This is a genomic window from Mucilaginibacter sp. P2_A5 (genome assembly GCF_056404995.1).
The window spans coordinates 235,419-248,875 of record NZ_JBFUCY010000003.1; the positions used below are offsets into that span (position 1 = coordinate 235,419).

A 13,457-nucleotide genomic window follows, 5' to 3' on the forward strand; every position below is an offset into this window, starting at 1 on the left:
TAATATGAATTTAAACAAACAGCTTTCTGTAGCGGCTTTAGTTTTCCTTATAGCCTCAGGAAGTGCTTTTGCACAAGTTAAAAAAAAGCCGGCACCATCGCCTAAAAGTAAACCGGTAGCATCGCAATTGCTTGCAAAAGCAGATGTATTGCCCATAGATAGTAAGGTGATCATTGGTAAACTACCCAATGGCCTAACCTATTACATCAGGCAAAATGTTGAACCTAAAAACAAGGCAGAACTTTACCTGGTAAACAAGGCAGGATCTGTTTTAGAAACTGACGATCAGCAGGGTCTTGCCCACTTTACCGAGCACATGGCCTTTAACGGCACCCGCGATTTTCCTAAAAACCAAATGGTTGATTATCTGCAAAAAGCAGGAGTAAAATTTGGCGCGGATTTAAATGCCTATACTTCTTTCAATGAAACTGTTTACCAGTTGCCTATCCCTACCGATACCGCGGCTATTTTTAACAATGGCTTCAAAATATTGGCCAACTGGGCCGGCTATGTAAGCTTCGACCCTGCCGAAATTGATAAAGAACGTGGTGTTGTTTTAGAAGAGCAGCGTTTACGTGGCAAAAACGCCCAGGAACGTTTGCAACAACAGATATTACCTGTATTACTCAATAATTCACGGTATGCATTGCGCTTGCCCATAGGTAAAGAAGATATCCTTAAAAACTTCAAGCCCGAAACAATAAAAAGCTTTTACCATGATTGGTACCGCCCGGATTTACAGGCTGTAATTGCTGTAGGAGACTTTGATCCGAAACATGTTGAAGAACTGATAAAACAAAACTTCGCGGGCCTGCAAAACCCGGCTGCCGAAAAACCACGCACCAAGTATACCGTGCCTGCTACCCCGGGGACTGCTGTTAAAATAGCTACAGATAAGGAGTTCCCTTATACGCTGGCCGAAATTATTGTAAAACACCCGGGTACTACCGTTAAAAATACGGTTGATTATATGCAGACCGTTAGGGTGCGCCTGTTTAACCAGATGCTGAATGCCCGTTTAGGCGAATTGATGCAAAAGCCGAATCCGCCGTTTTTATTTGGCCGTTCAAGCTATGGGGGCTTTTTGGGCGAACAGGATGCCTTTACTTCAATTGCCGTTGCAAAAACGCCTGCGGAGTTAGAAAGTGCAATTAAAGCCGTTGTTGCCGAAACAGAACGAGCCCGTAAATTTGGTTTTACCCTTACCGAACTGGAACGTGCTAAACAGGATGCTCTTGTTCAAATGGGGAATGCCTTTAAAGAGCGCGACAAAACACGATCAGCAAACTTTGTACGTGAGTATCAGCAACACTTTTTGGAAGGCGAAGCAATCCCCGGTATTGAGTATGAGTACAATTTTTATGTAAACAACATCAACAAGATCACTGTAGATCAGATGAACGCCTTGGCCGGTAAATTTATTGGCGACCAAAACAGGGCTGTTATTGTTGAAGCCCCCGAAAAAGACAAAGCCACCTTACCAACCGAAGCTACATTATTGCAATGGATAAGCGCGGCCGGACAAGGTGTTACCGCTTACATAGATAATGTATCGTCGGAGCCATTATTGAGTAAATTACCGGAGGGCACCAAGGTTGTCAATACGGTTGCCGATTCGTTAATTGGTACTACCACTTTAACCCTGGGCAATGGCCTTAAGGTGATATTAAAACCAACCGATTTTAAAAACAACCAGATCCTCATCAACGGTTATGCCTTTGGTGGTTCGTCGCTGGCAAGTGACGATGATTTTACGTCTGCTAATTTGGCTTCTTCAATCATCAGTAACAGTGGTATTGCCCAATTTAACCAGGGCATGCTCGATAAAAAAATGGCGGGCAAAAATGTGAGCATTACGCCTTACATCAGCGAGTTTGCCCAGGGCATCTCGGGTAATTCCTCACCGGCAGATTTTGAGACGGCTTTACAATTAATATACCTGTACTTTACCCAGCCACGTAAAGATAACGACATCTGGCAATCAACAATTGCCCAAACAAAATCTGTATTGATCAACAGGGGGCTCGATCCGCCGAGTGTATTCCAGGATACGGTATCAGCTACGTTAAGCAACCACAATTTCCGGGGGATGGTTACCACGCCTGAAAGGCTGAGCAAAGCTTCATTGGATAAAGCCTACAGCTTTTATAAAGCCAGGTTTGCCGATGCAAGCAATTTTACCTTCACCTTAGTGGGTAATTTTGACGTAGAAACGGTAAAACCATACCTGGAGCATTATTTAGGTGGTTTGCCATCAACCAATAGCAAAGAAACCTACAAAAACCTGAACATTCAACCACCGGCCGGTGAGATCAGCAAAATAGTTAACAAAGGCCAGGCCGAGAAAAGCAACGTTCAATTGGTATTCAGTGGCGATTATGAGTACAACGACGCCAACAATATCCAGATGGACGCCCTGGAGGAAGTACTGAACATTAAGCTAATTGAGCGCCTGCGTGAGCAGGAAAGCGGTGTTTATGCGCCTGGCGTAAGGGCCGGTTACCATAAAATCCCAAGCGGCCGGTACAGCATCACCGTTTATTTTGGATGCGCACCAGAGAATGTAGACAAGATGATTGCATCTACATTGGATGAAATAGCTAAGCTTAAACAAAATGGCGCCCAACCTACCGACATCCAGAAATTTGTCGCCGAGGAAGCCCGCACCACCCGCGAGCAAATGAAAGAAAACATTTTTTGGGCCGGATACCTGGCATCGTCAGCACAAAACGGCGAAAACCCAGACCAGATTTTGCAGCATGTAGGTAACCTTGAACAGGTAACTGTACAAAGCACCAAAGATGCAGCCAACAAATACCTGAGCGGTAAAAACTTTATTAAACTGATTTTACTGCCCGAGAAGAAATAATTTTCCCTGCTGATATTTAGCAACGCTCTGCCGTATAAACTGGTAGGGCGTTTTTTTTGCCCTTCAGCCTAATGAAAGTTGATATAAGTACTGACACACCTTTTTTGAAGTCATTGGCAGCTATTTATTTTTGAATTGATTGATTACAGGCCAATGGATGATAATATTATAACGCCATTCTTTAAGTAGCTAACCGGATTTATCGCTTAATTTGCTGGTATGTAATTGGCGCCCCAAATAACCAAACGCATATATAATTGTTAAGCAAAGGATGATTACAAAAGGCAGGCAGGTTATACAGCAGTGGTACAAGCAAAAAAAATGGCAGCAATTCCCCTTTCAGCAGGAAATGGAGGCGGCTTACCTTGGGGGCTATTCCGGCTTGCTCAACGCGCCCACCGGCAGCGGTAAAACGTTTGCCCTGTTTTTGCCCTTCCTGGTCGATTTTATTAACAAACACCCCGATACTTACACCACGCAAAAAAATAATGGCTTGCTCATGCTATGGATAACCCCATTGCGTGCGCTCACCAACGATATCCGCAAAGCCATGCAGGAAGCCTGCGACGAAATGGGCCTGCCCTGGCAAATTGCCACCCGAACCGGCGATACATCGGCAGCCGAGAAAGCCGCGCTCAAGCGTAAATTGCCCGAAGTGTTGCTTACCACCCCCGAAAGCCTGCACCTGATGCTGGCCCAAAAAGAATACCCCAAATTGTTTAGCCAACTACAGGTGGTGGTTATTGATGAATGGCACGAACTCCTGGGCACCAAACGCGGCGTACAGGTGGAGCTAGGGCTGTCCCGCCTTAAGGCAGTTGGCAGTCGGCAGTTAGCAGTTGGCAATGTTCGATTAAATGAAAATGGGCTATCTGACAATTCAGATAAGATTGATCTGCAAACTGCCCACCGCCCACTGCAAACTGCTCACTGCCAACTCAAAATCTGGGGCATCAGCGCCACCATAGGTAACCTGGAGCAGGCGGCCGAGGTTTTGCTGGGCAATAATTTTCCACTGGATCAGATCAGGATGGTGCGGGCCAACATGGAGAAGAAGCTGGATATCCAGTCTATCATCCCCGATAACATCGAGAATTATTCATGGGCCGGCCATATTGGTTTAAAGCTGCTGCCGCAAGTAATGGAAATTGTGGCCAGGAGCAAAACCACGCTCATATTCACCAATACGCGGTCGCAATCCGAGATCTGGTACCATGCCATTTTAGATAATTACCCGGAGTATGCCGGTATTATGGCTATGCACCATGGCTCGTTGGATAATGAGCTGCGCAACTGGGTGGAGCAGGCCCTGCATGCCGAGGCATTGAAATTGGTAGTATGCACGTCCAGCCTTGATCTTGGGGTCGATTTTCGGCCGGTAGATTGCGTGGTGCAGGTTGGTAGTCCCAAAGGCGTTGCCCGTTTTATGCAGCGCGCCGGGCGGAGCGGGCACCACCCCGGCGCCGTATCAAAGGCGTATTTTGTGCCCACCCACTCATTGGAGTTACTGGAAGGCGCCGCGTTGAAAGCCGCCATCAAACGCGGCATATTTGAAAGCCGCGACCCCATGCTACTTACCATGGACGTGCTTATCCAATACATGGTTACGCTGGCTGTATCCGACGGTTTCAGGGCCGATGAACTGTTTAATGAGGTAAAGGGGACCTACGCCTTTGCCGATCTTACCCGCAACGAATTTGGCCAGTTATTGGAGTTTATAACCACCGGCGGCAAAACGCTGGCGCAATACGACGAGTTTTTAAAGGTAGAAATAGAGAACGGCCTGTACAAAGTAAACAGCCGACGGGTAGCCATGCGACACCGGCTAAGCATAGGCACCATCACCAGCGAACTGAGCATCCGGATAAAATGGCTCAGCGGTGGCAGCCTGGGCACTATCGAAGAATCCTTTGTATCAAAGCTTAAGCCGGGCAATACCTTCTGGTTTGCAGGCCGGAGCCTGGAATTTATCCGGGTAAAGGAGATGACAGCCTATGTCAAAAAATCAAACTCCACCAAGGGTTTAATACCCAGCTGGAATGGTGGCCGGATGCCCCTGTCGTCGCAATTGGCTGCCGTGTTCAGGGATAAGCTGGACGAGGTGGCGCATGGCATCGAAAAAGATGTGGAGGTGCTTGCCCTCAAACCTTTATTCAAATTGCAGCAGGAGTTATCGCATCTGCCACAAAGCCACGAGTTTTTGATCGAGTCGTTCAAATCGCGCGAGGGGCACCACCTGCTGTTTTATCCTTTTGAGGGGCGACTGGTACATGAGGGGATGGCATCATTGCTGGCCTTCAGGATCAGTAAGACCAGGAATGCCAGTTTCAGCATCGCCATGAACGATTATGGGTTTGAGCTACTTACCGACGAGGATGTACCCATTGAGGATGTACTGGAAGATGCCAGCTTTTTTTCGATAGATAACCTCATTGATGATATTCAGCATAGCCTGAACGCCAATGAGATGGCCCGAAGGCGGTTCAGGGATATAGCCCATATCGGCGGGCTGGTATTTACCGGCTACCCTGGCCAACAGGTGAAGAACAAGCATTTACAGGCCTCAACCTCCCTGCTGTTCGAGGTATTTAGCGAGTATGAGCCAGACAACCTGTTGGTGCGCCAGGCTTATAACGAGGCGTTGGCCTTCCAACTGGAGGAATTCAGGCTGCGGGCGGCTTTGCAGCGGATAGCCACCCAAACCATCATCCTGAAAACCATTGAGCGCCCTACCCCGTTTGCCTTCCCCATTATGGTTGATAGCCTGGGCCGCGAACGGCTCACCACCGAAACCATGGAAGAACGCATTGCCAAAATGGCCCGCAGCTACGGCGCCGAAGGCGTTGGCGAAGTTGATGAAACCCGCAAAAACCGCAAGCCCGGTATCACCCGGAAGAAGGGGTTTTAGTGGTGGCCGGCATGCACACGGTGTTCCACCGGAACGCGTGGATCGCATGGAACGCTTTGGAACGCATATGCACTGACAATCAACATGTTGCATTTTTGTAAAATACCAGCATGGAACACCTTTCTATTTGTGTATCAACGAGTTGATATTTTAAGGGCGAAATACTGTCTTGTCCTAAATTTATAAAAAGGTTATACAGGTTCCATTTATATCGTCAAACATATCGCTCAATAAACAGCAAAAAATAAGCCGGTTAAATTCAGATTTCCGGTAAAAAAAGTTCATTTTTTTTCAAAAAAATTACAAAAATCCACACAAAAATACGATTGAGGTTTTTGTCAATCCTGAGTGATAAAATCCGTGGATTCTGAAGGGGGATGACCTCATAAAAGGGCTGTCATGCTGAGCCTGTCGAAGCATAGTGGGCAAAGGCCTCTCCGCGCGACCGTTCGACAGGCTCAAGGTGACAGGCCTACGCATCCTCGTAGCTACCCTTGACAACTCAAAAAACGGAAGTCATCCCGTCTGTTAGCTAACGGATCGGGATCCCACAGGACAGGTGACCCGCATGAAGTACACTTAGCATGTGGGGTGCTGATCCGTTAGCTAATGGACGGCATGACATTGGGGATTAAATCGTTGTCATTTCCCCCCTCATAATCTCACAAAATCCATGAAGGTTTTTCCCATCACGAAAACTACGGCCTTATGCTAAATCGTTATTTTGCAGTAGTTTTCCTCCGCCGCTGCCGAAGATAATTAACAAATAAAAATACCTTCGGCAGGTAAATACATCATCGCATATTTTTATATTTATGAGCAATAAGTCACCTCAAAAACCTTGTCGCCATGGCCTCAAAAATCAGCTTCAATACCGGTAAAATACCGCGTTTAAATACCTTTCAGCCTGTGGTCGGTGTTATCACCGCACCACCTCCGGTAAGTTCGTTTTGTCCCAAGCTTTAAGTCATTATCAAAGCAATATTTTTTTTGCTTATTTTAGGAGATGCAGAATGGGATAGAGTTTTTTACGGCCACTTGTTTAAACTGGCAGCCTTTATTACAAACAGAAAGTCATAAACAAATTATTCAGCCGGTGGTCGGTGTTATCACCGCACCACTTCCAGTTGGCCTTACGGAAACCCGGTATTATATAGATTTGCAACTAAAGCATATGTAAAATACAAACTTTGGCTGGTGCGGTGATAAACACCGACCAGAAGCTAAATGGCGTGCATTTAGCATGTGGGCGGGTAGGGACAATTTGTTACAGTTCCTTTTCGACATATTGCCCCAAATAAAAGTATTCTTGCCTATAGTAAGAACCTGTGATATCAACGAACTTTTGGTTAGGCAAATACCTGTAATTTTTCATTACTTTTTCCCCTGGCTTGACGACAAATGAATCGTCTACGTACTCTATCACATCCCTGTCAAAAGGATGTATTTTTCTGTAGCCTTTAATATAAATATTGTGTGCGGTATTATTTATAAAGCCTGGCACATCTTTGTCTTTGAGATTTAGTTCATCGTGAGTTTCTTTGCCATCATATTCTGATTGGATACCCACATATCTATTATAAGTGACTCTGTCAACGCCGAGATATAAAAATGTTATTGTGGTAGGTGCCAATTCGTCTACCTTTTTATATTTAGCAAAATTCGTATCCAGGTGATGCGTCATTACTTCCAGTGGAAAACCCTGGTAACTGCCGTCATCGTATTTTGTGTCGCAATAGCACAACCGTGTTAACCCATCTTTAGTACGCTTTCCCAAACCGTGCATCTTGTGAGTTTCTGTATTGACAATAAATGTTTCATTGTCCCATGTTAAGAATTTCACCAGTCCACTCACATCTCCATTAGCAAAATTCCCCTCATAAGATCTGATCGTAAATGACCTGTTTTGTGATCCCCAATAGTAGGTGCCATGCCCTTTAAACCCATTTTGAGAAAACATACCCCGATAGAAATCGCCAACTGAGAAAATAACAGTTCCGTATCCATCAAACTTCCCATCCTTAAAATCCCCTTCGTATTTGTATTTAGACGATTCCTTTTTACCGTGACCATTTTGGCAGTCGCCGCTAACGCAGACTTCCGCATCACTTGTCGGAAAATTCATTTTATTGGCCGAGTTGTTAGTCGACTTTGTTGCTGAATTATTTGTGTTGGTGTTAACGCTGTCTTTATTGTTATTAATGTCGAGATTTGTGTGAATGTCTACTTTAACAGCTTTTTTTGCCTGATCTATGAACTTCTTGAAGATTTGTGAATGTGCAGTTTGGCCGAAAGCCACAAATAGCAAAAAGCACACTAAACAAAAACAGTAAATTCTTGGGGAATAATTTTTCATTGTAAATTGATACGGTTAAGTTGTTGATATTTAAACTGCAATATCCCATTTAAATGCCAATAGTAAGGTAATTAACAAGTTAATATTTCACAATATAATTTTTTAATATTAAAATGTCGAGCACAATTTTTTTTATTCAATCCCCCGGCTGCCGCAAGCGTTTTTCGCTGCCGCAAGCCTCCAGGCTTGTGACCCGCTGATAGGTAAACGCTATGCTAAGCAATGAATACAAAAACTCCCGGATGTACGTTTCATCCGGGAGTTTTTGTATTTTTAAACGGTGCAAAGGAGTAATGCGAAAGTATTCAGCCTGTGGTCGGTGTTATCACCGCACCACCTCCGGTAAGTTCGTTTTGTCCCAAACCTTAAGTCATTACCAAAAGCAATATTTTTTTTGTTTATTTTAGGAGATGCAGAATGGGATAGAATTTTTTACAGCCACTTGTTTAAACTGGCAGCCTTTATTGCAAACAGAAAGTCATAAACAAATTATCATGGATAGTTTAAGGTTTTTGGTTGATGATAAAAGGATCTGGTTGTATGGATATGTAATTATGGATAACCACATCCATATACTTTGGTGCAAACAACCGGAATGGCTGGATAAAAATGTGCAACAACACTTTAGCAAGTTTACAGCGCAGCAACTCAAATTTAGTATAATTAATAATTCGGCTAATCTGGATAGCTATAAAAGTACTCAGGCCGATAGAGCGTATCAGTTTTGGGAAAGACGGCCCTTCAAGGCTACAATGTACAACCGTAAAGTGCTTGAACAGAAATTGGATTACATTCATTACAATCCTGTTAAAGCCGGTTTATGCCAGTATCCAGAAGATTACCTGTATTCTTCTGCATCATACTATTTACTAAATCAAGACAACGACTTGCTTACGCACTATATGGAACATATTTGAGCGGATTTAAGGAATACGAAAAGCCAACTGGAAGTGGTGCGGTGATAACACCGACCACAGGCTAAATGTCGAGCACAATTTTTTTTATTCAACCCCCCGGCTGCCGCAAGCGTTTTTCGCTGCCGCAAGCCTCCAGGCTTGTGGCCGCTGACAGGTAAATGCTAAGCAATGAATATGCAACTCCCGGATGTTTAATTCGTCCGGGAGTTTTTGTATTTTTAAACGGGGCAAAAGAATAATGCGAAAGTATTAAGGTTAACAACAAACATTGTTGATTGTCCTAAAGGCATGGCGTATACTTAGCATATGGGCGCACAGGCCCCGAGGCTCGGCGGCGGAGAATTCTCGGTCAGCCTGATAACACCGGCCACAGGCTGAAAAATCAATCTTTAGCCTTGATCAACAACGAATCTTTCTTGCTCATTAGTTATACTTGTGTACATAAGCAATGATTGATGAACATTATATCATAAACAGCTAATAATACATTAAACCAACCGTATCATGAAAAAAATCTATTTAACTTTTGTTGCATGTTTTGCAATAATCTCCTGCTCATTTGGTCAATGGACCAACGTGCCAGGAACCGGTCACTATGTGCTAAACTCGGGGAATGTTGGGATTGGGATTGGGAATTCCACACCAACAGGATTGCTCACGGTTGGCGGCGGCCGTTCCGCACCAGCCTGGGGAGTGAGTGGGATTAATTTGCAGGCGTTAGGTGGAATTTATACCGATTCCACTACGCTTGCCACTTCAACTGTCTCAACCAACGCGATAAATTCCTTTGGAATCCCGACGCTGGCAGCCACTAACTCAAGTGTAAATTATACAAATGCAGCCACGGTTTATATTTCCGGTGCGCCAAAAGCAGGAACAAATGTTTCTATAGCAAACCCGTATTCGCTCCTGGCGTTGGGTCGATCCTATTTTGGTTCGATAAATATCGGCGCTAATACTTATGCTTCCTCTGCTGCCAGATTACTCATTGGAGGTGGTATCAACCAGCCCGCCTGGGGAACAAGCGGGCTTGGCATTCAAGTACACCTGGCAAATGGCGTTATCGACAATAGCAGTTCAGGCTTAGTTGCTAACACGGTTATTAATTCGTTAAGCTCTACCGCGATTTCAGCCACAAATCCGACTACTTATACCAACGCGTCGACCTTGTATATCGGGGGAGCGCCAAGAGCATCAGCAAATGTTGCAATAACGAATGCTTATGCCTTAGATGTATCGGGGCCGATTAGTTTTTCGTCGGGTAGTTTGCATTTTAATAGTTTAATTCCAAACGTGAGCGTAAACGGAGATGCCAAATCTTTACGTTTTCAAACCAACACGACTAATTCAACAGAAGGAATTGATTTCTATAATGCAAATACAAGTAACGATCTCCTGTTTATTAGAAATGACGGAAACGTAGGTATTGGAATAAGCACTCCAAAAAACAAGTTAGATGTTAATGGCACTATTCATAGTAAAGAGGTAAAAGTTGATTTGAACGATTGGGGCGACTATGTTTTCAATGAGAAATACAAACTCCCAACTCTTAGCGAAGTAGAACGCTATATCCAACTGAACCAACATCTGCCTGAGATTCCATCGGAGCAGGAGATGGTAAAGAACGGACTTAATGTAGCCGAGATGAATAAGCTGATGATAAAGAAGATAGAAGAACTGACCTTATACTTAATTGAGAAAGATAAGAAAGAAAAAGAACAGGAAACAATTAATCAAAAACTACAAAATCAAATCAATCTACTTATGCATCAAGTTACTGAACTATCCCAAAAAGGTCAATAAATAGAAAACAGCAATTGCACCTCCGGCTCCGGCTCCCGCAAACGTTTTTCGCTGCCTCTTGGCTTGTGCGCCCACTGACAGGTAAACGCCTTACACGGTAATAAATATACAACACCCGGATGTTTAATTTCATCCGGGTGTTTTTGTATACCGGCGGTTCGCAATAGGGATAGCAGCGAATACCGGCCTCGCGCTTAATGCCTGGGGCCGTATAAGCGAATAGCCCGGGCCGCAGGCATTGCCATAATTTTCAAGTCACAAAACATTGTTCGGGAAGAAAGTGCCGGGCAGCGCCTGCGATATTAAAGTGTTACCTGCGCTATTTTAACCATCGGCGGTGGCAGCTAAAGTATAACCATGAACTAATATTGCCCTCTTCCTTTGATTATACATAACCTTTAAGTACCTTGGCTATACCCAACACTTAAATCTGCATCCAATCACAAAATTCAATTCAATATGAAAAAGCTGCTTCTATTGTTGCTTACCGCGCTGGCGTTGCCGGGCTATGCTCAAACCAACTCCATACTTGTATTATCAGATGTGCATGTTAATTTAAGCTTAGGCAATGATAACTCCTATCATTTAGACGCCGACAGTACGCTTTTTCTTTCGGCAATTAACAGTGTTGGCTCCCAAAAATTTCCCTTCATCATTTTGCCCAGCGATATGCTGTGGCACGAGAAAGGGCAAACAAAAAAACATGATACTACCATCATGAAACAAACATTTAAGTATGTGCTTGACCATTTGAAGAAATTAGATAAAAATGCGGTTATTTTACCTGCCCTGGGCAATAATGATTGCATTAATCATGATAGTTCTGACAGGGCGACCAATGCCTTGTTTTATAAAGCTATGCTACGCCCGATAGACCATAACCATGCGATATACAGGGATTTTATGGATGGTGGCTATTACAAATACAGCAAAGGCGATTGGACGTTCATTATGCTTAACACGGTGATTTTTTTAAGTTCGGCATCCGACCCGGATTTAAAGGCAAAAAAAGAATTATCATGGCTGGGCGCGGCGTTACAGGATGCTAAACGGACGCACAAAAAGGTTTGGATGGTTTATCATGTTCCGCCTGGAATGGACAGGTACGGCAATACACCGTCATGGCACAATAACGTCGAAAACATGTATCTGGACACCATAAAGAAATATGCCCCGGTTATCAGGTTTCAATTGGCCGGACATACCCATATGAACGACTACAGGCTAATAACAAATAAAGGAAGGTTAATTTCCTACATCGATATTGCTCCGGGACTATGTTCAAGAAATGGAAACAATCCCGCTTACCAGGTTATACAATATGATAGCATGAGTAAGGTTGTAAACAAAGTGAATACTTACTACACAGATTCTTTACATCGTGACTGGCATGCCTTCAGCTTTAAAGATTTCAGTTTTAAATTCCTGATGTCGGCCTATGATACTGCAAGTGTGGAAGGCAAGCGTTTTGTAGAAAACTATTTCACAAACAGGAAGCAGAAAGCGCCAAAAACCGGCGAGGCTGTAATAGCCTGGGACCCGCGCTTCTACAAACAATCAACAATTAAAATAAAGTAGTTTTTACAAAGCCGGGATTGTTGGTGCATCATTTTTCTTGGACTTCGTTGGAGTTGTCTCCATAGGTGTTCGGAAGAAATAAAAAAAAGCGCAGGGAATGCGCGATTCCTTCCTTGGGGAAGGAGGAGGTAGGGGTTAAATCAGGCGGGTAGGATTTGGAAGCGTTTAACAAGCAAAAGATGGCATGGCTTAATTGGTATAAAAATGAAAAAGAGCTTCCTGGTAATATTACTGCTGAATATCGCGCTATACAAAACTTCTTTTGCACAGCACTTTAAAGTTAGCATATGGGCGGGTAAGCCAGGCGGCAGCGAGTGGCGGAGATTACAAATCCCGGCGATGTAATATATTAATTAACGACTTTTTCAACTCAAGTACAATTTCTTATATTTGTAATATGACCATCGTAGTTAACCCCCATAACCCACAGGAAGAACAGGCTTTACTGGCATTTCTGGATAATATGAAGTACGACTATAGCCGGGAAGATGAAACTTTTATTTTATCTGAAACCCAGCAAAAGGAGATATTGGCACGCGACAGGGAGTACGAATCCGGAGAAACCGAAACCTATTCAATCGACGAGATCATCGCTCACTTCAACATCAAGGAAAAATAGTGTACCACCTGCAAGTTCTTCGCAAAGCGAGGGAAGACATGCAAAAATCTGCCGAATGGTATGAAGAACAACAAGCCGGCCTAGGCGACAGGTTTTTGCTGAAAGTGATTAGTACATTCAGATCGATTGAAACTAACCCTTTACATTGCCAGGAAAGATTCTCAAAAAAATTCAGGTTCGCCAAAGTACACGATTTTCCATTTGTAATTGTTTTCAAAATTAAAAAGCAATTGGTTGTTGTGAATTCGGTATTTCATACCAGCCGAAATCCTAAACGGTTTGTTTAAAAAGTATTAAATCTGCATTTATTGTTGCTTTGTTTCAGACTCTCCGTTTTTTGTGTTCCCCGCCGCACTTTGTTGGCGCCGTGTCCATAGGTGTTCGGAAGAAATAAAAAAGTGGAGAAC

At 43.8% G+C, this 13,457-nt stretch carries 9 protein-coding genes; 8 read left to right on the plus strand and 1 reads right to left on the minus strand.

What is annotated here, in order from left to right; all coding sequences use genetic code 11:
• Window positions 1–4 precede the first annotated feature (4 nt).
• Together AC1DXF_RS04265 and AC1DXF_RS04270 are read left to right on the plus strand one after the other, a co-directional pair.
• Complete coding sequence (locus AC1DXF_RS04265; RefSeq protein ID WP_477446460.1) at window positions 5–2,869, plus strand: M16 family metallopeptidase; 2,865 nt, start codon at window positions 5–7, stop codon at window positions 2,867–2,869.
• A gap of 271 nt (window positions 2,870–3,140) precedes the next feature.
• The gene (locus AC1DXF_RS04270; RefSeq protein ID WP_477446462.1) at window positions 3,141–5,777 is read left to right on the plus strand and encodes a ligase-associated DNA damage response DEXH box helicase; all 2,637 of its coding nucleotides are present in this window, start codon (window positions 3,141–3,143) and stop codon (window positions 5,775–5,777) included.
• Between the two features lie 1,267 nt (window positions 5,778–7,044).
• On the opposite strand, the gene AC1DXF_RS04275 is transcribed toward AC1DXF_RS04270, so the two are convergent.
• Window positions 7,045–8,133: an MORN repeat-containing protein gene (locus AC1DXF_RS04275; RefSeq protein WP_477446464.1), complete on the minus strand. Its 1,089-nt coding sequence runs from the start codon at window positions 8,131–8,133 to the stop codon at window positions 7,045–7,047.
• Window positions 8,134–8,543: 410 nt separating this feature from the next.
• On the opposite strand from AC1DXF_RS04275, the gene AC1DXF_RS04280 reads away from it, so the two are divergent.
• The 6 genes from AC1DXF_RS04280 to AC1DXF_RS04305 all read left to right on the plus strand — a co-directional run bounded on the left by AC1DXF_RS04280 (window position 8,544) and on the right by AC1DXF_RS04305 (window position 13,337).
• Window positions 8,544–9,050, plus strand: a complete 507-nt coding sequence (locus AC1DXF_RS04280) for an REP-associated tyrosine transposase (RefSeq protein ID WP_477446466.1) — start codon at window positions 8,544–8,546, stop codon at window positions 9,048–9,050.
• A gap of 504 nt (window positions 9,051–9,554) precedes the next feature.
• Entirely contained in the window at window positions 9,555–10,853 is a 1,299-nt protein-coding gene (locus tag AC1DXF_RS04285) for a hypothetical protein (RefSeq protein WP_477446468.1), read from the plus strand.
• 459 nt (window positions 10,854–11,312) lie between these two features.
• On the plus strand, window positions 11,313–12,431 hold the full coding sequence (locus AC1DXF_RS04290; RefSeq protein WP_477446470.1) for a metallophosphoesterase family protein: 1,119 nt from the start codon (window positions 11,313–11,315) through the stop codon (window positions 12,429–12,431).
• A 204-nt stretch (window positions 12,432–12,635) separates the two neighbouring features.
• Window positions 12,636–12,776, plus strand: coding sequence for a hypothetical protein (locus tag AC1DXF_RS04295; RefSeq protein WP_477446472.1), 141 nt, complete (start codon window positions 12,636–12,638; stop codon window positions 12,774–12,776).
• Window positions 12,777–12,828: 52 nt separating this feature from the next.
• Window positions 12,829–13,050, plus strand: coding sequence for a hypothetical protein (locus AC1DXF_RS04300; RefSeq protein ID WP_477446474.1), 222 nt, complete (start codon window positions 12,829–12,831; stop codon window positions 13,048–13,050).
• On the plus strand, window positions 13,050–13,337 hold the full coding sequence (locus AC1DXF_RS04305; RefSeq protein ID WP_477446476.1) for a type II toxin-antitoxin system RelE/ParE family toxin: 288 nt from the start codon (window positions 13,050–13,052) through the stop codon (window positions 13,335–13,337). The genes AC1DXF_RS04300 and AC1DXF_RS04305 overlap by 1 nt, the downstream gene beginning before the upstream one ends.
• The last annotated feature ends 120 nt before the right edge of the window (window positions 13,338–13,457 follow it).